The organism is Streptomyces lancefieldiae, assembly GCF_031845825.1.
Lineage (GTDB): Bacteria > Actinomycetota > Actinomycetes > Streptomycetales > Streptomycetaceae > Streptomyces > Streptomyces lancefieldiae.
Window position 1 is genome coordinate 189,657 of sequence record NZ_JAVRFH010000008.1, and the last position, 19,571, is coordinate 209,227.

General features: G+C 71.6%; 20 protein-coding genes and 1 pseudogene. 9 read left to right on the forward strand and 12 right to left on the reverse strand.

Annotated elements, in window-relative coordinates; genetic code table 11:
- Nucleotides 1–249: 249 nt before the first annotated feature.
- The 4 genes from RM812_RS10990 to RM812_RS11005 form a co-directional block, all read right to left on the reverse strand.
- Nucleotides 250–2,289, reverse strand: a complete 2,040-nt coding sequence (locus RM812_RS10990; RefSeq protein ID WP_311572259.1) for a TerD family protein — start codon at nucleotides 2,287–2,289, stop codon at nucleotides 250–252.
- Nucleotides 2,290–2,383: 94 nt separating this feature from the next.
- Nucleotides 2,384–2,962 carry a TerD family protein gene (locus RM812_RS10995; protein WP_311572260.1) on the reverse strand — a complete coding sequence of 193 codons (579 nt, stop codon included), beginning with the start codon at nucleotides 2,960–2,962 and terminating at the stop codon, nucleotides 2,384–2,386.
- Between the two features lie 141 nt (nucleotides 2,963–3,103).
- Entirely contained in the window at nucleotides 3,104–5,254 is a 2,151-nt protein-coding gene (uvrB, locus tag RM812_RS11000; protein ID WP_311572261.1) for an excinuclease ABC subunit UvrB, read from the reverse strand.
- Nucleotides 5,255–5,294: 40 nt separating this feature from the next.
- Complete coding sequence (locus RM812_RS11005) at nucleotides 5,295–6,173, reverse strand: MHYT domain-containing protein (RefSeq protein WP_311572262.1); 879 nt, start codon at nucleotides 6,171–6,173, stop codon at nucleotides 5,295–5,297.
- Between the two features lie 291 nt (nucleotides 6,174–6,464).
- On the opposite strand from RM812_RS11005, the gene RM812_RS11010 reads away from it, so the two are divergent.
- Complete coding sequence (locus RM812_RS11010; protein WP_311572263.1) at nucleotides 6,465–7,361, forward strand: glycerophosphodiester phosphodiesterase; 897 nt, start codon at nucleotides 6,465–6,467, stop codon at nucleotides 7,359–7,361.
- 80 nt (nucleotides 7,362–7,441) lie between these two features.
- Entirely contained in the window at nucleotides 7,442–7,996 is a 555-nt protein-coding gene (locus RM812_RS11015; RefSeq protein WP_311572264.1) for a methylated-DNA--[protein]-cysteine S-methyltransferase, read from the forward strand.
- Nucleotides 7,997–8,023: 27 nt separating this feature from the next.
- Here RM812_RS11015 and RM812_RS11020 read toward each other — a convergent pair whose 3' ends face one another.
- Entirely contained in the window at nucleotides 8,024–8,452 is a 429-nt protein-coding gene (locus tag RM812_RS11020; protein ID WP_311572265.1) for a VOC family protein, read from the reverse strand.
- A gap of 121 nt (nucleotides 8,453–8,573) precedes the next feature.
- Between RM812_RS11020 and RM812_RS11025 the strand changes: the two genes are divergently transcribed.
- Nucleotides 8,574–9,482: a pseudouridine-5'-phosphate glycosidase gene (locus tag RM812_RS11025; protein WP_311572266.1), complete on the forward strand. Its 909-nt coding sequence runs from the start codon at nucleotides 8,574–8,576 to the stop codon at nucleotides 9,480–9,482.
- Nucleotides 9,479–10,396, forward strand: coding sequence for a carbohydrate kinase family protein (locus RM812_RS11030; protein ID WP_311572267.1), 918 nt, complete (start codon nucleotides 9,479–9,481; stop codon nucleotides 10,394–10,396). The genes RM812_RS11025 and RM812_RS11030 overlap by 4 nt, the downstream gene beginning before the upstream one ends.
- Nucleotides 10,397–10,471: 75 nt before the next feature.
- On the opposite strand, the pseudogene RM812_RS11035 reads toward RM812_RS11030, so the two are convergent.
- Nucleotides 10,472–10,582, reverse strand: a pseudogene (locus RM812_RS11035) (SAM-dependent methyltransferase); the annotation flags it as partial.
- Nucleotides 10,583–10,799: 217 nt separating this feature from the next.
- Here RM812_RS11035 and RM812_RS11040 point away from each other — a divergent pair.
- A complete protein-coding gene (locus tag RM812_RS11040) occupies nucleotides 10,800–11,927 on the forward strand; it encodes a magnesium and cobalt transport protein CorA (protein WP_311572268.1) in 1,128 nt (375 codons plus the stop codon).
- A gap of 61 nt (nucleotides 11,928–11,988) precedes the next feature.
- On the opposite strand, the gene RM812_RS11045 is transcribed toward RM812_RS11040, so the two are convergent.
- Nucleotides 11,989–12,621: a nucleoside/nucleotide kinase family protein gene (locus tag RM812_RS11045; RefSeq protein WP_311572269.1), complete on the reverse strand. Its 633-nt coding sequence runs from the start codon at nucleotides 12,619–12,621 to the stop codon at nucleotides 11,989–11,991.
- 163 nt (nucleotides 12,622–12,784) lie between these two features.
- Here RM812_RS11045 and RM812_RS11050 point away from each other — a divergent pair, with 163 nt between their 5' ends.
- Both RM812_RS11050 and RM812_RS11055 read left to right on the forward strand, forming a co-directional pair.
- On the forward strand, nucleotides 12,785–13,264 hold the full coding sequence (locus tag RM812_RS11050; protein WP_311572270.1) for an anthrone oxygenase family protein: 480 nt from the start codon (nucleotides 12,785–12,787) through the stop codon (nucleotides 13,262–13,264).
- A 169-nt stretch (nucleotides 13,265–13,433) separates the two neighbouring features.
- Nucleotides 13,434–14,924: a glutamate synthase subunit beta gene (locus RM812_RS11055; RefSeq protein ID WP_311572271.1), complete on the forward strand. Its 1,491-nt coding sequence runs from the start codon at nucleotides 13,434–13,436 to the stop codon at nucleotides 14,922–14,924.
- 82 nt (nucleotides 14,925–15,006) lie between these two features.
- Here RM812_RS11055 and RM812_RS11060 read toward each other — a convergent pair whose 3' ends face one another.
- The 3 genes from RM812_RS11060 to RM812_RS11070 form a co-directional block, all read right to left on the reverse strand.
- Nucleotides 15,007–15,810, reverse strand: coding sequence for an SAM-dependent methyltransferase (locus RM812_RS11060; protein ID WP_311572272.1), 804 nt, complete (start codon nucleotides 15,808–15,810; stop codon nucleotides 15,007–15,009).
- Between the two features lie 91 nt (nucleotides 15,811–15,901).
- Nucleotides 15,902–16,177 carry a DUF397 domain-containing protein gene (locus RM812_RS11065; protein WP_311572273.1) on the reverse strand — a complete coding sequence of 92 codons (276 nt, stop codon included), beginning with the start codon at nucleotides 16,175–16,177 and terminating at the stop codon, nucleotides 15,902–15,904.
- The gene (locus RM812_RS11070) at nucleotides 16,178–17,038 is read right to left on the reverse strand and encodes a helix-turn-helix domain-containing protein (RefSeq protein ID WP_311572274.1); all 861 of its coding nucleotides are present in this window, start codon (nucleotides 17,036–17,038) and stop codon (nucleotides 16,178–16,180) included.
- 222 nt (nucleotides 17,039–17,260) lie between these two features.
- On the opposite strand from RM812_RS11070, the gene RM812_RS11075 reads away from it, so the two are divergent.
- Nucleotides 17,261–17,914 (forward strand): ATP-binding protein, encoded by a 654-nt coding sequence (locus RM812_RS11075; RefSeq protein WP_311572275.1) that lies wholly within the window; start codon nucleotides 17,261–17,263, stop codon nucleotides 17,912–17,914.
- The gene (locus RM812_RS11080; protein WP_311572276.1) at nucleotides 17,905–18,345 is read left to right on the forward strand and encodes a hypothetical protein; all 441 of its coding nucleotides are present in this window, start codon (nucleotides 17,905–17,907) and stop codon (nucleotides 18,343–18,345) included. The genes RM812_RS11075 and RM812_RS11080 overlap by 10 nt, the downstream gene beginning before the upstream one ends.
- 126 nt (nucleotides 18,346–18,471) lie before the next feature.
- On the opposite strand, the gene RM812_RS11085 is transcribed toward RM812_RS11080, so the two are convergent.
- A complete protein-coding gene (locus RM812_RS11085) occupies nucleotides 18,472–18,654 on the reverse strand; it encodes a hypothetical protein (RefSeq protein WP_311572277.1) in 183 nt (60 codons plus the stop codon).
- Nucleotides 18,655–18,809: 155 nt separating this feature from the next.
- Nucleotides 18,810–19,499 (reverse strand): DUF899 domain-containing protein, encoded by a 690-nt coding sequence (locus RM812_RS11090; protein ID WP_311572278.1) that lies wholly within the window; start codon nucleotides 19,497–19,499, stop codon nucleotides 18,810–18,812.
- Between the last annotated feature and the right edge of the window lie 72 nt (nucleotides 19,500–19,571).

The window sequence follows — 19,571 nt, forward strand, 5'->3', positions numbered from 1 at the left end:
CGCCTCCGACAGTACGTCACACGGCAGATGTCAGCGTCGTCGCTGCCGGAGGTCTCTTCCACCCGGGTCCGGGACGCCTGACGCGTTCGGAACCCACGGGCCGACGCCCCGGGATCTGGCCTGATCCGTATTGACGGGTACGCCGCACAGACAGGGAGTACTCCCCTCCGTACGGACGACAGTACCCCATTCCCCAAGGAATGGTAAAGAGATTTGCAAATTAAGCTCAAAAGCCCAGCTCGTGAGCGGTCACCGGTCCCACGAGCGGCGGGCCGCGGCGACCTGGGTGAGCACCTGCCGGAGCACCTGACTGCCGGGGGGCACGAGCGGGGGCTCGTACGTCCAGGCATGCCCGACCCACGGGTCGGCGAGGTGGTCGTCGGCCACCGGCGTCAGACGCAGCAAGGAGCGCCACAGCGGGTCGAGCAGGGGCCCGTACCCGGCGGACTCCTCGCGGTCGGCGACCATCATCAGGTGGACGCCGACAGTCGGCCCCTCGTCGGCGAGGTAGCGCAGCTGGTTGACCGCCCGGTCGTCGAAGCCGTGCGGGAAGTCGTTGACGATCAGGAGTTGCTGGGACGTGTCGAGGCCGGGCGGGAGCGCGTCGGGAGCGCCTGCGCGCAACGCCATCTGCACCAGGTCGACGCGCTGGGTGAGGCGGGCGAGCACGTCCGCGGTCCCGGCGGCACCCAGGGCGGGCGGAGCGGCGAGCACTCCGGTCTGCACCAGGGGGGCCAGTGCCTGCGCACCCGATCCGGCCGGGTCGATGACATGCACGGTGAACTCGCCCGCCGGGTGGACGGCGAGCAACCGGGCCGCGTGCGCGACCGCCGTCTCCAGCCCCAGGCGCCGCATCTCGTGGGAATCGGCGAAGGAACCGTCGAGGGAGCCGGAACGTCCGCTGTCGATCCACAGTCCGCGTTCCAGCGGCAGTCGGACCAGCAACGGAATGCGTATGCGGTCGGCCTCGGACAGATGGAGATCGCCCAGCCGCACGGCCATGGGGATCTCCATGGGCACGCGGTAGGCGTGCCAGACGGGGTTGTCCCAGCGCGCGTAGGCTGCCGGCAGGGCCGGCTCGACGACCTCGGCCTCGGCGAGCAGCTGGGCGACGTCCCGGTCCAGGACCTCCCTGGCCTGGGACACGAGCTGACCGTGCCGGGCGCGTGCCGCCTCCCGTGCGGCGTCGCCCTGCCCGCCGATCCGGCTGCGCGGGTCGGACAGGGCCTGGTCGAGTTCCTTCTCCATGCGCGAGTCGGCGAAGTCGACGGCACTGCGATACGCGGCAGTGGTGCGGGCCAGGTCCTCGAACATGCCCCACACCTGGTTGTAGAGCCGCTCCTCCATGGACCAGCCGGTGGCGTCACCCGCGACGGGCCGCGTCGGCTGCCCCGGTGCGGCGGGAGGCGCGGCCGGCGGGGGCGGAGGCGGGGCCGCGTTCCGCCGGCGCGGGTGGCTGTAGTCGATCGGGCCGCCGCCACCGGGCGCGGACGACTGGTCGGCGGAGGGCTCCCCCGGTCCGCCCGGGTGGGGCTGCTGCGTTCCGTGCTGTCCCGGGGCGGCGGACGTCTGCGGGCCGGACGCGGCCCGGACGTCGTACGGGGACACCGGCGGTACGGAGCCGGTGGCGCCCTGGGGCGCGGCGGCCCCGAGGTCCGGATCGTGCGCCGGAGCGGCGGCCTGCCGGGCGCGGTCGCCGTCGGCCGTCCGTGCCGGAGGCGCAGGCACCGAACGGGCCAGGCCGCGGGCCACCGCCTCGTGGATGTCCCCGGCCAGCTGATGCGCCTGGGGCAGGTCCTGGTCGCCGAGGAGCGCGGCGAGGCCGCCCGCGTAGCCCTGACCGACGGCGCGCACCTTCCAGGCACCCTGCCGTCGGTAGAGCTCCAGCGCGACGACGGCGGACTCGGCCTCCAGGCCGGTGATGGTGTAGCTGGCGACCTCGCTGCCGTCGAGGCCCGTGACGGCGACGAAGGGGGCGGCGACGGCGCCGAAGCGGGCCGGGGCCGTCCCAGCGGTGGGCAGGGCGAGCAGCACACTGACGCGGTGCACGGCGTCCGGTACGGCGTCCAGGTCCACCGCGAGGCGATGGTCGGGGGCGGCCTGCCGGGGGACCTCCAGACCCGGCAGGGTCGGTGTGCCCGGGTGGGCCACCCGCTCGACGCCGTGGACCTTGCCGTTCTCGTCGCCGAGCGTGGCCGCGGCCACGACCGGCGTGTCGGCCGAGACCCGGATCTCCAGACGAGCCCGGGGAAGCGGGTGGTTCTGTCCCCGCGTCAGCTCGGCCGTCATCGCCTTTCCCCCTGTGTCACTCGTGCGCACTCGTGATGGGTCGTGCGCCGCTCACCCGTCCCGCCCACGGGACCGTCCGGTCGGCGTCGGCCTGCTACAGGACCGGCAGGATCGTCGGCATCAGGTCCTGGAAGGTGCGGCCGTTGGCCGGGGAACCGAGGGCCGTCATCGACCAGCCCTGCCCCACCCGGTGCACCTTCGCCATGATCTGAGCCGTGTAGGCGCCACCGCCGGCCAGCGTGTAGCGGGCGAGTTCCTGGCCGTTGGTCTCGTCGACCAGACGGCAGAACGCGTTCTGCACTTCCTGGAAGGTCTGGCCCGTAAAGGAGTTCACGGTGAAGACGATCTGATCGATGTGGACCGGGACGCGCTGCAGGTCCACGAGGATCGCCTCGTCGTCGCCGCCCTGGCCGACACCGCCGACCAGGTTGTCGCCGGTGTGGCGCACCGAGCCGTCGTCGCTCACCAGGTGGCGGAAGAAGACGACGTCGACCGGCTGCTTGTCCGCGAACAGGACGGCGGAGGCGTCCAGGTCGATCTCCCGGGTGCGCGAGCCGAACAGCCCGCGCCGGGGAGCCGCCTGCCAGCCGAGACCCATGCGCACCGACGTCAGGCTGCCGCCGTCGTTCTTCTGCAGACTGATGGCCTGACCCTTGGTCATGTTGACGGTCACGCGCTGATCCCCTCTCGAGCTGTCCCCTGTTGCCGCGGCGCCCGCGGTTGACCAGAACCCTACGCAGGGGCGCTGACAGTGCCCCACCCCGGTCCGCACTTTGTGTCGGTCTTGCAACACAGCGCGTGCCGGTGCGGGCCGTCAGGCCAGGCCGGCCTCCTTCATCTGGCGCAGTTCCTTCTTCATCTCGGAGACCTCGTCGCGCAGCCGGGCGGCGATCTCGAACTGCAGGTCCGCGGCGGCCGCGCGCATGCGGGTGGTGAGGTCCTCGATCTGCTCGGCGAGCTCGGCCGCGGGACGGTCGGTCGGCACCGTCTCCTTGCCCTTGCCCTTGCCCCTGCCCCTGGCCGGCTTGGCACCGGCCGCACCCTGGCCGCCGAGGGAGGGCACGGGAGCCTTGGCGCCCTTGCCCTCCTTGGCCTGGCGGTAGCCCGAGCCGAGCAGCTGCTCGGTGTCGATGTCCTCGCGGGCGATCTGGGCGACGATGTCGTTGATCTTCTTGCGGAGCGGCTGCGGGTCGATGCCGTTCGCCTTGTTGAACGCGACCTGCTTCTCGCGGCGGCGGTTGGTCTCGTCGATGGCCTTCTCCATCGCCGGCGTGATCTTGTCGGCGTACATGTGGACCTGGCCGGAGACGTTGCGCGCCGCGCGGCCGATGGTCTGGATCAGGGAGGTGCCGGAGCGCAGGAAGCCCTCCTTGTCGGCGTCGAGGATCGCCACCAGGGAGACCTCGGGCAGGTCGAGTCCCTCCCTCAGCAGGTTGATGCCGACCAGGACGTCGTACTCGCCGGCCCGCAGTTCGCGCAGCAGCTCGACGCGGCGCAGGGTGTCGACGTCGCTGTGCAGATAGCGGACCTGGATGCCGAGCTCCAGGAAGTAGTCGGTGAGGTCCTCGGCCATCTTCTTGGTGAGCGTGGTGACCAGGACGCGCTCGTCCTTCTCGGTCCGCTTGCGGATCTCGTGCACCAGGTCGTCGATCTGGCCCTCGGTGGGCTTGACGACGACCTCCGGGTCGACGAGGCCGGTGGGGCGGATGATCTGCTCGACGGCGCCGTCCGAGCGGGAGAGCTCGTAGGCGCCCGGGGTCGCCGACAGGTACACGGTCTGTCCGATGCGCTTCTGGAACTCCTCCCACTTCAGCGGGCGGTTGTCGAGCGCGGAGGGCAGCCGGAAGCCGTGGTCGACCAGGGTCCGCTTGCGGGACGCGTCACCCTCGTACATGGCGCCGATCTGCGGCACGGTGACGTGCGACTCGTCGATGACGAGCAGGAAGTCGTCCGGGAAGTAGTCCAGCAGGGTGTTCGGCGGGGAACCGGGCAGGCGGCCGTCGAAGTGCATCGAGTAGTTCTCGACGCCGGAGCAGGAGCCGATCTGGCGGAGCATCTCCAGGTCGTACGTCGTGCGCATCCGCAGTCGCTGGGCCTCCAGGAGCTTGCCCTGCTTCTCCAGCTCGGTCAGGCGCTCCGCCAGTTCCTTCTCGATGTCGTTGACGGCCCGTTCCAGTCGCTCGGGTCCGGCGACGTAGTGGGAGGCCGGGAAGACGTACAGCTGCTGGTCGTCGCTGATGATCTCGCCGGTGACCGGGTGGAGCGTGGACAGGGCCTCGATCTCGTCGCCGAACATCTCGATGCGGACGGCCAGCTCCTCGTAGACCGGGAAGATCTCGATCGTGTCGCCGCGCACCCGGAAGGTGCCGCGGGCGAAGGCCATGTCGTTGCGCGTGTACTGGATGTCGACGAAGCGGCGCAGCAGCTCGTCCCGGTCGTGCTCCTCGCCGACCCGGAGCGGAACCATGCGGTCCACGTACTCCTGCGGGGTGCCGAGGCCGTAGATGCAGGAGACGGAGGCGACCACGACCACGTCACGGCGGGTGAGCAGTGAGTTGGTCGCGGAGTGGCGCAGGCGCTCCACCTCCTCGTTGATCGAGGAGTCCTTCTCGATGTAGGTGTCCGACTGGGGGACGTAGGCCTCGGGCTGGTAGTAGTCGTAGTACGAGACGAAGTACTCGACGGCGTTGTTCGGCAGCAGTTCGCGGAACTCGTTCGCCAGCTGGGCGGCCAGTGTCTTGTTCGGCGCCATCACGAGGGTCGGGCGCTGGAGCTTCTCGATCATCCACGCCGTGGTGGCGGACTTGCCGGTGCCGGTGGCGCCGAGCAGGACGACGTCCTTCTCGCCCGCCTTGACACGCCGGGCCAGCTCGGCGATGGCCGCCGGCTGGTCGCCGTTGGGCTGGTAGGGGCTGACGACCTCGAAGGGCGCCACCGTACGTTCGATCTGGGAAACGGGCCGCATGCGTTCCACCGTACGACCCCGCACTGACAACGGGTCGGGATCAGCGGTTCTGCGGGGTGCGGGGACGCCGGTGGCCGAGGGGGCGCCGCGTGCGGTGCGACGGGTGGTGCGCCGGGTGGCGGACCGGGCGCGGGGCCTGGGCGCGGGCGGGAATGCCGGGCTTGCGCTCGACGGGGACCACTACGGGCTTTCCCATGACCATCAGGGGGTCGAACAGCACCACGACGCCGGCGAGGAGGAGGAAGGCGAGGGGACCGATCAGCATGGGGGCCAGCAGCTCCGCGGGCGACCCGCCGGAGGAGGGATCGGTCGTGCCGTGGAGATGGACCTCGAGGGCGGCCATGCCCGTGTAGTGCATGCCGGTCACGGCCAGCCCCATCACCAGGCTGGCACCCACGCTCCACAGGAAGCCCCGCACCTGTCCGGCCGCCCACAGGGCGGCGGTGGCGGCGGCCATGGCTATGGCGACGGACACGGCCACAGTGAACGTGTTGTACGTCAGCTGCCCGTCCAGGCGCATACCGGCCATGCCCAGGTAGTGCATCGAGGCGATGCCCAGTCCGGTGATGGTGCCGCCGGTGAACAGGGCCGTGCCCCGCACGCCCCGGTAGCCGACGATGAAGATCCCCACGCCCACCATGACGACGGCGACGGCCAGGCTCGCGAACGTCATCAGCCAGTCGTACCGGATCGGCGTGTGTTCGATCGTGAACCCCATCATGGCGATGAAGTGCATGGTCCAGATGCCGGAGCCGATCGCCGCCGAGCCGAGGGCGAGCCACCCGGGACGCCAGGACCGGGTGACCAGCATGGACCTGGTGGTGCAGCGCAGACCGAGGGCACCGCCCAGGCAGGCCATGAGGTAGGCCACCAGCGGTGTGACGAGTCCGTAGCTGAATCCGTCGACCGTGCCTTGCATGTGCGGCTGCCCTTCCGCCTTCTTACGCCCGGTTCACGTCCCGGATTTCCCTGATGCACACCCCTTGCCCGAGGCCGTGCGAACGGTCAGGGGCGAGGCAGAGAGTATGACTCCCACCGGAATGGTCGAACGATTCTCCGGCAAAGAATCACGGGTTTGCCCCAGGTGTGCGGCCCCGGTGAGCGGAGTTGAGCAACTCCATTCAACCTGTGGCCATTCTGCACCCCCCTTTCGTTGACTCTCTGATGTCACAGTAGTGCTGTCCGTGATCGCTCGACGCGAGGAGTACGCATGCACGCGCGCGCAGTTGCCGTCACGACCACCGCGCTCTTGGGGGTCGCCCTGCTGGCCCCCCTCTCTCACGCCCGCGCCGCGCACGGCGGCGACGCCGACGGGCCCTTGGTCGTCGCCCACAGGGGCGCTTCCGGATACGCGCCGGAGAACACGCTGGCCGCCGTCGACAAGGCGGCCGAGCTGGGCGTCCGCTGGGTGGAGAACGACGTCCAGCGCACCAGGGACGGCGAACTCGTCGTCCTCCACGACGACAACCTGCGGCGTACGACCGACGTGGAGGAGGTCTTCCCCGACCGGGCGCCCTGGAAGGTGCAGGACTTCACCGCCGCGGAGATCGCGCGGCTGGACGCGGGGAGCTGGTTCGGGGCCGAGTACGCGGGTGCGCGCGTGCCGACGCTGAAGCAGTACGTGGACCGCGTGGAGCACAACCACCAGAAGCTGCTGCTGGAGCTGAAGAACCCCCAGCTCTACCCGGGCATCGAGCGGGAAACCCTCAAGGTCCTCGCCAACGAGGGTTGGCTCGACCGGCCGCATGTGGCCGGCCGGCTGATCGTGCAGAGCTTCAGCGCGGACAGCGTCCGGACCGTTCATGAGCTCAAGCCGGCCGTCAAGACGGGGTTCCTGGGAACGCCTCCCGTGTCGGAGCTGCCCGAGTACGCGAAGTTCACCGACCAGATCAACCCCTCGTACGGCACCCTCTCCGCGAGCTACGCCGCCTCGGTCCACGCGTTCAAGGGGCCGCACGGCCGGCGCATGGAGGTCTTCACCTGGACCGTCAACGACGCGGACACCGCCCGGAAGGTCGCCGCGTACGACGTCGACGGCATCATCTCCAACCGGCCCGACGTGGTGCGGGAAGCCGTGCGCGAGACGGTGGACTCCACCGGCCGGTGATCCCGCCGCGCCCGGGGCAGGGGGCGGTCGCGTCCGCCGCCGTCCCGGGCGTTGTCAGTGGCCGGCCGTACCGTGGGCGCATGGACAGCCATGGGCAGTACGAACAGCGGGTCGTGTGGACCGTCGTCGCCACCGGCATCGGTCCGCTGCTGCTGGCCGCCACCGGAGACGGTCTGGTCAACGTCGTGTTCCACGCCACCGACACCACGCGCGACCGAGCGCTCGAACGACTCGCGGCCCGGCTGGGCACGGAACCCGTCGAGGCGCCCGGCTCCCCGCTGCTGGCCGAGGCGATCCGGCAGGTGGAGGCGTACTTCGCGGGCAGGCGGCGCGACTTCGACCTGCCGCTGGACTGGTCGCTGATATCGGGCTTCAACCGGGAGGTGCTGCGGGAGCTGGCGTCCGGCGTCCCCTACGGCTCGGTCGTCGGCTACGGCGACCTCGCCGGCCGGGTGGGCCAGCCGGGCGCCGCCCAGGCGGTGGGCATGGCGATGGGGGCCAATCCACTGCCGGTCGTCGTGCCCTGCCACCGGGTCGTCGAACGCGACGGGGGCATCGGCGGTTTCGGGGGCGGCGTGGACACAAAGCGGCAGTTGCTCGCGCTGGAGGGCGTGCTCCCGGAGCCGTTGTTCTGAGGGGCCTGACGCTCGGGGTCGCGGGGGCTACGCGTAGTGCCGCGCCTCGATGATGTTGCCGTCCAGGTCACCGAAGTAGAAGCTGCGCCTGGCCGGGCCGCGGGCGCCATAGGAATCGTACGAGAGTTTCGAGACCGGAATCGACTGTTCTTCCAGCCGTGCGCGCAGCGCGTCGAAGTCGTGCGGCGACAGGGACAGACAGATGTGGTGGACGGGATGGCCCGCGCTGGCGGCGTCGCCGGGGACCACCCGCATGCGCTCCGCGAAGGAGTGTGGCGCGAGGTCGAGAATGGTCTCGTCGTTGAGGCGCACGGAGGGGAAACTCACGGTGCCCGCGGCGTACTCGGTGACCCGCAGGGGCTCCATTCCCAGGACCTTCTCGTAGAAGCCGGCTGCGGCGACCGGGTCGCGCACCCAGAGGACGACATGGTCGAGGCGTGTCGTGTTGTCGGTCATGGTTTCCAGACTCGTGGCCTCCCACGGGCGCCGCAAGGGACCGGGGCGGGCCACCTCCGGGTTTGGCCCGGTCCTCCGCCCGCCAGAGATGAGGGAGAACCGACGGACAGGAGGCAGATGCGTGATGCTGGTGGTGTCGGAAGAGGTACGGACCGCGCTCGACGCGCGCCGCCCGGTGGTGGCGCTGGAGTCCACGATCATCGCGCACGGGTTGCCACGTCCGCGCAATCTGCTGGTGGCGCGGGAGCTGGAAGAGATGGTGCGGCGGGAGGGCGCGACACCTGCGACGATCGCCGTGCTGGACGGTCGGCCTCACGTCGGCCTGGACGAGGAGCAGCTGAGCCGGGTCGCGAACGAGGACGGTGTCCGCAAGCTGGGGCACCGGGACCTGGCGCTCGCGGTTGCCTCCGGCGCGAGTGGGGCGACCACCGTGTCGGCGACCGCCCTGCTGGCGTTCCTGGCGGGCGTACGCGTGTTCGCGACCGGCGGGCTCGGCGGCGTGCACCGCGAGTGGACGGTGACGCAGGACGAGTCGGCCGACCTGGGCCTGCTGGCACGCACCCGCATCACGGTGGTCTGCGCCGGCGTGAAGTCCATCCTGGACGTGCCGGCCACCCTGCAACGGCTGGAGACGCTGGGTGTCGCGGTGGCCGGTTACGGCACGGACCGCTTCCCCGGCTTCTACCTGTCCGACTCGGGGCATCCGGTGGACTGGAGGCTGGACACCCCGGAGCAGGTGGCGGCGGCCATGCGGGCGCAGGACTCGCTGGGCGGGCCGCCGTCCGCGCTCGTCGTCGCCCATCCCGTTCCCGAGGAGGAGCAGCTCGATCCCGCCCTGCACGCGCGGGTGCTCGCCGACGCGCTGCGCGCGTGCGAGGAGGCGGGGATCACGGGCCAGGCGGTCACCCCGTTCCTGCTCGGCCACCTGGTACGGCACACCGACGGCGCCTCACTGAGCGCCAACCTGGCAGCCGTGCGGGGGAACGTGCGACTGGCGGCACGCGTCGCGGCGGCCTGGACCGCGGCGTGAGCGCGGGGCCGGGAGGCGCGCTGCTGGTGGTCGGGGACGTCGTCACGGACGTCGTCGCCCGGCACCGGGGACCGCTGGCCGCCGGCACGGACACGGCCGCCTCGATCCGGCGGCTGCCCGGCGGGGCGGGGGCGAACGTGGCCTGCTGGGCCGCGTACGCGGGGTGCCGGAACGTACGGCTGCTGGGGCGGGTCGGCATGGACGCGGCGGACTGGCACGAGCGGGAACTGGTCGCCCGGGGCGTGCGCCCCGCCCTGGTCGTCGACGCGGCGGCACCGACGGGGACGGTGATCTGCCTGGTCGACACGCGCGACTCGGCCGAGCGGACGTTCCTGACGGACAGCGGGGCGTCGCTGCGGCTCGGTCCCGGCGACTGGTCGGACACGCTGCTGGACGGCGTCGCGCGGCTGCACCTGTCGGGTTACCTCCTGTTCTCGCACACGAGCCGCGCCCTGGTGACCGTGGCACTGGCCGCGGCACGCGCGCGTGGCGTACCGGTCAGCCTGGACCCGGCGTCCGCGGGTTTCCTGGCGGAGCTGGGCGTCGACCGTTTCCTGGGCCTGGTCGAAGGGGTGGACGTCCTGCTGCCCAGCCGTGACGAGGCGTGTCTGCTCACCGGACTGCCCGACGCGGCGGACGCGGCGGCGAAGCTGAGCCGGTACGTCCCGCTGGTGGTCGCCAAGCAGGGCGCGGAGGGGGCGCTGGTGGCCCGGTCCGGCACCGTGCGCGCGCGTGTCCCCGCCGCGCCCGCGTCCCCCCGGGACAGTACGGGCGCCGGCGACGCCTTCACCGGCGCGTTCCTCGCCGCGCTGATCGCGGGCGCCGAGCCCGAGGATGCGGCGGCTGAGGGATGCGCGGCGGGGGCGAGGGCGGTCGAGCGGGTGGGCGGGAGGCCCCCAGGGCCGGCCGGCTGACGGCCGCACGGCCGGTGGTCTGCCGGCACCCTCCTCGGGTCCCTCGGGGCCGACCGGTCTCCCCCCTCTGCTACGCCTGCGCCCCCAGGCGGAGATCATCGGCGCCGTCGCGAGGTCCATGCCGCCGGACTCGACGTTCGCGAGGTGGCGGTCGATGTCCTCGTGCGTGGCGACTCCGGCCTCGACCGACCGGTAGCTCCGTGCGACGGGCTCTCGGAGCCCGTGCCGTGCGCCCCGACGGGATGCGAGGCCGCGCCCGGGTGCGAACGGCCCCGTCCACAGGCGGGAACAAAGCGGAACACTCCGTTCCCACAGGCCCGTTCGCCGCTCCCGCCGACCTGGCAGACTGGCGCGTCAAGGCGCGGGAAGCACGGCGCGAGGGGACCCACGCGAGGAGATCCGGATGTCGAGGGCAGGGAATCTGAGGAAGGTCACGGGTCTGGGCAGGGTGGGCGGCCTCCGCAAGGTGGCGCGGCTGACCCGGCGGCGCCCGCGTGTGGACCTCAGCCACCCGGCCCGCTCTCCTCTGGGTTCCTCGGTGGTGAACTGCGTGACCTACCGGGACGGGGTCCGCACCCCCGACGGGGGCGATCCGGTCGACGCCGTGGAGCGGATGCGGGGGCACGGAGCCGGTTTCGTCTGGCTCGGCCTGCACGAGCCGACGGACCAGGAGTTCGCGGGCGTCGCGGAGCTCTTCGACCTGCACCCGCTGGCGGTCGAGGACGCCATCGAGGCCCACCAGCGGCCGAAGGTCGAGCGGTACGGCGAAACGCTCTTCGCCGTGTTCAAGACGGTCTGCTACGTGGAGCACGAGGAACTCACGGCCACGAGCGAGGTGGTGAGCACCGGCGAGATCATGGTGTTCGTCGGCCGGGACTTCGTGATCACCGTGCGGCACGGGCGGCACGGCTCGCTGGGCCCGTTGCGCGAAGGGCTGGAGGCCGATCCCGCGCAGCTCGCCAAGGGGCCGTCGGCGGTGCTGCACGCGATCGCGGACCACGTGGTGGACGACTTCCTGTCCGTCATCGAGGCGGTGCAGGAGGACGTCGACCATGTCGAGACGGAGGTGTTCGCGGAGCACGGCGCACGGGTCGACCCGGGGCGGATCTACCAGCTCAAGCGGGAACTCCTCGAGCTGAGGCGGGCCGTGGTGCCGCTCGGCCGACCACTGGAGGAGCTGGCCACGCGGCCGTTTCGAGTGGTCGAGCCGGAGATACAGGCCTACTTCCGGGATGTCGCCGACCACCTGCTGCGGGCCACGGAGCAGATCGCGGCGTTCGACGAACTCCTCAACTCCATCCTCCAGGCGCACCTCGCCCGCGTGACGGTCGCGCAGAACGAGGACATGCGGAAGATCACCGCCTGGGCCGCGATCGTCGCCGTACCCACCATGGTCTGCGGGATGTACGGCATGAACTTCGACCACATGCCGGAACTGCGCTGGCGGTACGGCTACGGTCTGGTCATAGGCGTGATAGCCGTCGCCTGCCTGGCACTGCACCGGAGCTTTCGGCGCAACGGCTGGCTGTGACGACGTTCGTGCCCGCGCAGGCACAGGAAGTGTCGCGTGAACCGGCCGTCCAACAGGCGTGTCAGCCGTTCCACGCGGGATGCCGTGGGTCGTCGGCACGCACCAGGACGTCGGCGGCACCGAACGGGTCGGCCTCCTCCTCGTAGCGTTCGAAGGCGGGCAGGGTCCAGTGCTCGGTCTCGGGGGTGCGGCGGCGCAGGGCGCCGGGGGTGAGGACGAGGTGGACGCTCAGATCGAGGGGGAACCAGTGGCGCAGCAGGAAGGGACCGTGCAGCAGCAGGGCACCCCCCGGCGGGAGCTGGACGTAGGGGCTACGGGTGGCGCGGTCGGTGACCGGGTCCCACAGATCGGGCAGGACGCGCCCGTCGCCGTCGGGCCCGAGCGGGTCGAAGACCTCGCGCCACAGGGCGCCGGTGTCGTGCCAGCCGTTGTAGTAGGCCTCGACGTCCTGCCGTCCGTACTCCAGGCGGAGGGAGGCGGGGCGCAGGAAGCCCTCCGTCCCGACGACGAGGGAGGGGCGGCCGCGGACGCGCAGCGCCTCGGAGACCCGCTGCGCGAGGTCGCCGGGCCGCGAGGCCGGGGCGCCGTCGAAGGCGACGCGCGGCCAGGGGCTGCCGTCGGCCGGCTCCAGGCCGAGCAGGCGCTCGGCGAGCAGGTCGCCGAGCCTGTCCCAGGTGATCGGTTCCAGTCGCACCCGCCCATGATGCGTCAGCCGCCGGTCCGCCCGCGTGGACGCCCGCGTATGCGCTCGCGTCGCTCGGCCATGGTCACCGTGCCCGTGCGGAGGTTGACTTGGGGTGATCGACGACCGGTGGTGCCGAACGGGTACCGACTCGACGGGTGGGGGCTGACACGACATGAGCGAGGGGCCGTACTTCGTGCTGACGGTGCTGGGTGTGCTCGGGACCGGTCTGACGGCCGGCGTCTTCTGTGCCTTCTCGGCCTTCGTCATGCGGGGGCTCGCCGCGCTGCCACCCGCTCAGGGAGTCGCCGCGATGAACGCCGTCAACACGGCCGCGGTGAGACCGCCCTTCATGCTCGTGTTCCTCGGGACGGCGGTGCTGGCAGCGGTGATCGCCGTGGTGACGTTCGTGCTGTGGCCCGAGGACGCCGCGACGGAGCTGCTGGTGGGCAGCGCGCTGTACCTGGTCGGGTCGTTCGGGGTGACCGCGGCCGCCCATGTGCCGCGCAATGCCGCACTGCTCCGGCTGGAGCCGGGCACCGCGGAGGCGGCGGGCCGATGGCCCGGGTACGTGCGCGAGTGGACGGCGTGGAACCACGTGCGTACGGGTGCCTCGGCCGCGGCAGCGGTGGCGTACGTGCTGGCCCTCGCCTGAGGGCCCGGTGCCGCCGCGGCCCGCGGCGGCCCGCGGCGGCACCGGGGGACGGCGCTGGACACAGGGGCGTCCCGTGCCCTGCGCACGGGACGGGCCGGACGTATCGTGGGCCGCAAGAGCGCCGCCCGACGACGCACGGCCTGCCACCCCGCACGCAAGGAAGACGGCCATGGCCGATCCCAAGGGTTTCCTCACCACGCCCCGCGAGGAGTGGCCCCGCAGGCCCGCCGGGGAGCGGGTCCGGGACTGGAGCGAGGTGTACGTCCCGGGCGCGCTGCTGCCGATCGTCGGCGAGCAGGCCGACCGCTGCATGGACTGCGGCATCCCCTTCTGCCACGACGCCTGCCCGCTCGGCAACCTGATCCCGGAGTGGAACGACCTGGTCGCCCGGTCCGACTGGCGGGTGGCGAGCGAGCGGCTGCACGCCACGAACAACTTTCCCGAGTTCACCGGCCGGTTGTGCCCGGCACCGTGCGAGGCGGGCTGTGTGCTCGCCATCAACCAGCCGGCCGTCACCATCAAGAACGTCGAGTGCGCGATCGCCGACAAGGCCTGGGAGGAGGGCTTCACCCCGCCGTGCCCACCGGACCGGCTGTCCGGGAGGACGGTGGCGGTGATCGGTTCCGGGCCCACCGGGCTCGCGGCGGCACAGCAGCTGACCCGGGCCGGGCACACGGTCGCCGTCTACGAGCGGGACGACCGGATCGGTGGACTGCTGCGGTACGGCATCCCCGAGTTCAAGATGGAGAAGCACCATCTGGAGCGACGCATCGACCAGATGCGGGCCGAGGGCACGAAGTTCCGTACGTCGACGACGGTCGGGCGGGACGTGGCCGCCGCCGAGCTGTGCGCCCGCTACGACGCGGTGGTGATCGCCACCGGGGCGACCGCGTGGCGCGAACTGGCCGTGCCGGGCCGGGAGCTGGCCGGCATCCACCAGGCGATGGAGTACCTCCCGCTGGCCAACCGGGTGTGCGAGGGCGATCTGGAGAGCTCCCCGCTGACCGCCGCCGGGAAGCACGTCGTCATCGTCGGCGGCGGCGACACGGGCGCGGACTGTCTCGGTACCGCGGTGCGGGAGCGGGCCGCGTCCGTGACCCAGCTGGACATCTACGCCCAGCCGGGTTCGGTGCGGGACGAGACGGCCGAGCCCTGGCCGACGTATCCGAGGCTGTACCGGCTGTCGGCCGCGCACGAGGAGGCGCGTGACCTGCGGTCCGCGCCGGCGGCGGACGCGGACGCGCGACTGTTCGCCGCGTCCACCCTCCGCTTCACCGGTGACGCGGAGGGACACGTCCGGGCACTGCACCTGGTCGGGGTGGACGCCGGTCGCCGTCCGCTGCCCGGCACCGAACGGTCGCTCCCCGCCGACCTGGTCCTGCTCGCCCTCGGGTTCTCCGGGCCCGACCTGAAGGACGGGCTCGTCGAGGGGCTGGGACTGGCGTTGGAGCCCCGTGGCACGATCGCCCGCGACCGGGGCTTCGCGACCAACGTCCCGGGGGTGTTCGCAGCCGGAGACGCCGCTCGCGGGCAGTCACTGATCGTGTGGGCGATCGCGGAGGGGCGTGCGGTGGCTGCGGCCGTCGACCGCCACCTGTCGGGCGGCAGCACACGGCTGCCCGCGCCGGTCGGCCCGTACGACCGGCCGATGACGGCGTGAACGCTCCCGCCGCTCCCCCGCCGTTCCTCTGTCACTCCCCCGTCACTCCCACGGCACCGGCCTGCGGTTCAGGGCTTGCGGTTCAGGGCTTGCGGGCCACCGCCCCGTACCCCGGAACGACCCCGTCCTCCTGACCGGCGACCGGCTCGCCCAGCTCCGGGTGCCACAGGTGGGGCACCTCGACGCCGGGCTCGACCAGGTCGAGGCCCTCGAAGAACCGGGCGAACTCCTCGCGTGAGCGCAGGGCCAGGGTCACACCGGCGGCCCTGAGTTTCTCGGTGGCCGCCCGCGATTCCTCGGGCGTGAAGTCTGCCGTCGCGTGGGTCATCACCAGGTGGCTGCCGGAGGGCAGCGCGGACAGCAGCCGGCGGACCAGGTCGTGCGCACCGTCCTCGTCGGGGACGAAGTGCAGCAGCGCGACCAGGGACAGCGCGACGGGCCGGTCGAAGTCCAGGATCTTCCTGGCGCCGTCCAGGATGGCGTCCGGGTCCCGCACGTCCGCCTGGAGGTACTCGGTCGCCCCCTCGGGCGTGCCGCGCAGCAGGGCGGCCGCGTGGGCCGGCACGATCGGGTCGTTGTCGCAGTAGACGACGCGGGAGTCGGGCGCGATCTCCTGGGCGACCTGGTGGAGGTTGGGCTCGGTGGGGATGCCGGTGCCGACGTCCAGGAACTGCCGTATGCCGTGGCCCGCCAGCCATCGGGTGGCCCGGTGCATGAAGGCGCGGTTGACCCGCGCCATCACCGGCACCCTGGGGTCGAGCGTGAGCATCTGCCGGCCCATCGCCTCGTCGACCGGGTAGTTGTCCTTGCCTCCGAGACACCAGTCGTACATCCGCGCGGGGTGCGGCTTGCTCGTGTCGATCTCGGCGCGGCCCTGCCCGGTCATGACGCGCTCCCAGGTGTTGAGTCCTCGTCGTGGTGGGTGATCTACTCAGTGCCAAACAGCTTAAAAAACAACAATCAACAGGTCGCACGACTCAGGACAGCAGGAAGTCCGCCTCTCCCGCCTTCGCTCCCTCGATGAAGGCCGTCATCTCGGCGGAGGTGTAGATCAGCGCGGGACCGTCGGGGTCGGTGGACTGCCGGACCGCGATCCGGCCGTCGGCGAGCTTCATCGCCTCCAGGCAGTTGCCCCCGTTGCCGCCGCTCCACGGCTTGTGCCAGCCCTCGCTGCCCAGTTCACGAGCGGGCATGCCGTTGTATATCCGCTGCCCGCGGGTCCGCGGCGGGCGCTGGGGCTTGATGCGATTCATTCACAACTCCTTGCGGAGATCCTGGAGGATCTCCTTCGTGCGATGTGCTGTGGCGGCCTGCGCCGCCATGCGGTCCATGACCTCGAGATGGGTCGCCACCTCGGCGCGCGCGTCGAGGTAGACGGCTCCGGTCAGGTACTCGCTGTAGACCATGTCCGGCAGTTCCGGCATGGCGAATCGGAACAGCACGAAGGGCCCGTACGTGCCGGGGTGCGGTCCGTTGGAGAACGGGGCGACCTGCAGCGTCACGTTGGGCAGCTCCGTGGCCTCGAGCAGCCTGTCGATCTGGGCGCGCATCACCTCCGGACCCCCGACGGGGCGGCGCAGCGCGGTCTCGTCCATCACGACCCACAGCCTGGGCGCGTCCTTGCGGGTGAGCAGCTCCTGGCGTTGCATGCGCAGGGCGACATGGCGCTCGATGTCGTCGGGCTGGGTCTGTCCGATGGCGCCCGAGCGGAGCACTCCGCGCGCGTACTCCTCCGTCTGCAGCACTCCGGGGACGAAGTGGGGCTCGTAGGAGCGGATCAGGGAGGCCGCGCCCTCCAGGCTGACGTACATGGAGAACCAGCCCGGCAGGATGTCGTGGAAGCGCTGCCACCATCCGGGCCGGTTGGCGTCCTCGGCCAGGTGGACGAAGGCCTCGGCCTCCTCGTCGTCGACTCCGTAGGCCTTCAGCAGGAGCTGGAGATACGGGATCTTGAGGGCGACCTCGGCCATCTCCATCCGGCGGACCGTGGCGGGCGCCACGCGCAGGATGCGGGCGGCTTCCTCGCGCTTGAGACCGGCGCGTTCCCGCAGGTCCAGCAAGCGCCGGCCGAGGACGACCTGGCCGACCGTCGGCGCTGACCGCGGCTCGCTCACCGCCCACCTCCTGAAGAGTCCCGAAGAATCCTGGTGTCCTCGTGCGGACAGCCCGGCGGCGCCATCCGAAGTCCCGTTCGAAAGCCTGGGGGGCTTTCGGCGATCCGAAGTGGCGCCGCTCGACGTGCTGTTGCGAGCAGTGTGCCACGGCCGTCCAGACCGTCACACAGCACTCTGCATTTTTCAGAGTGACACTTGCCAAGTGTTCACGGCGGGGCGATAGTGGCAAGCGTGATTCCGTCCGCGCCCTTAGGAACAGACGCCGCCGCGGGCTCCCTGGGCCTCGGTGGCGCCATGGGAGCCGGCCTTTCGGGGGCCGCCGCTGCCGAGCGCCGGTTCCGTTTCGAGCTGGCCGCACACCCGGGCTCTCCCGCACAGGCCAGACGCCTGACCCGAGCCCGGCTGAACGGCTGGTCGGTGTGCGAGGACACCTGCGACACCGCGGCCCTGGTCGTCTCCGAGCTGGTGACCAACGCGATCGTGCACACCGCCAGCACACACATAGTGTGCGAGCTGCACGACGGTGACGACCTGGTCCGCATAGCCGTACGCGACGAGGGCTGCGCCCCCGGTCAGCCCCATCCGTCGGCCGATCAGCAGCCGGAGGACGAGCACGGCAGGGGACTCCTCCTGGTCGACGCCCTGTGCGACGCCTGGGGCGCCCACGAGCACGGTCCCGGACTGCTGGTCTGGGCCGAGCTGCCGCGCCGGGCGGACGGGTCGTGCGACCGGTCCGAGACCCACAACGACCTGGGCTGGGGCGCCCGTCCGAAGCCCGGCCCCGCCGACGGCACGGGTGACGGCACAGGTGACGCCGGCAAGACGGAAGGACGCCTTCCGCAGGCGCGTCGCGGAACGGGGACCGCATGGCTGTGAGGGCTTCGTCCGGCAACCGACCGCTCGGCCTCGACACGCTGGTCCGCCTCCAGCGCGGGCGACGCGCCCCCGGAACACCCCGGCGGCTGCCCGTGCCGGAAGGCATGACGGTCCCGCTGGGCTGCGACGCGGTGGCGGTACCCGCCCGTTTCGGCCCCCTGGTGATGCCCCGGCTGCCACGTGTGGGATGCGTCTACGCCGACGACGCGCACTGGTGGTGGATCGTTCCGTCCGACTCCGACTACGCCCTGGAATGGCCCGCGCCCGCGCGGTACGCCACCGGTGCGGTGGTGCCCGACACCCCGGACCTCCCCTGCCTCATCCACCGCCCGGACGGCACGGTTCCCTACACTCCGCCCATACCCCTCTATCTGGCGCTGTGCCGGCTGACGGACACGACGCCGACCTGGTCGCGGCCGGTGAGCGCGTAGGCGCCGCCGGGGCCGGGGCCGAGCCGGAGGTTTTCGAGCAGGTCCGGACCTTGGCCGACGGCGGACGGGCCGTCGTTCTCACCGCCCACCGGCCGACGTCCGTGCGACCGCACCAGGGCGACCGTCTCAGGCTGCCGCGTCACCGGCGGCGTCGCCGCGGACGATGACCAGGAACATGTCCGTGGCGAGGTCCATGACGACCTCGGCGGGCAGGCCCTCCAGACGCCGCGCGTGCGCGAACTCCTCCGCGGGCCAGGATCCGCGCGGTCCCCCGGCGGGAAAGCGCTCGAGCACCGTTCGCCCGTTCACCCTGCACCTCCATGTAGCGCTGTACTCGTAGAGTTGAACGCCAACCATGGAGCGAACGCCTCGTGCGGTGATGGTATTGAGACATGGTTGACACTCATTCACCGCAAAGTGTGAGCGCCGTCTCAGCCGTTCGGCCTCTGTCGCTACGGTGCGTGTCAGTCCTCGTACTCGTCGTGGTACCGGATTCTCCCGCTTCCCGCAGGCGCCCCGAGAGCTGAAGCACGCCCCTCGGGCTTCTCCCACGGCTCCCGCCGGCCGAGCGCGGTCAGGTCGAGCAGGCTGGTGGTCGAGCCGAGTCCGTCGAGGCCGCGCTCGTACGTCGAGTAGGTGTGGAAGACCCGGTCGCGGTCCCGCAGGAAACAACTGAGGCCCGGACGCTCGACCAGCTCGCCCTCGTGCTCGAGGGTCACCTCGAAGTCGGCGTTGAAGTCGCTGACGTACGACGAGTACCAGGGCAGGGTCCAGCCCATCCGCGCCTTGAACGGCAGGATCCTCGGATACGGCGCCCGGGACACGACCGCGAACGACGTACCGCGGGCCCTCAGGTGCGCGAGGTGCCCGATCTGGTCCAGGAACGCGGAGCAGCTGCGGCAGCCGGCGTCCCACTCGGGCGCGAACATGAAGTGGTGGACGACCAGCTGGTCGCGCCCCTCGAAAAGATCGAGCAGCGTGGCCTTGCCGTCTCCGCCCTCGAACACGTACTCCTTGTCGACCTCCACCATGGGCAGCCCACGCCGCTCGGCGTTGAGCGCGTCACGCGCGCGCGTGGCCGCCTTCTCCTTGGCCAGTAAGGCCTCGCGCGCCGCGCGCCAGTCCGCGCGCGAGACGATCTCGGGAAGCGACATGGGCTCCAGCTCCTCCTGTGCAACAGGCAACGGTCCGTCGGGGGTGGTGACCGGCCGGAGGAGCGGAACTCA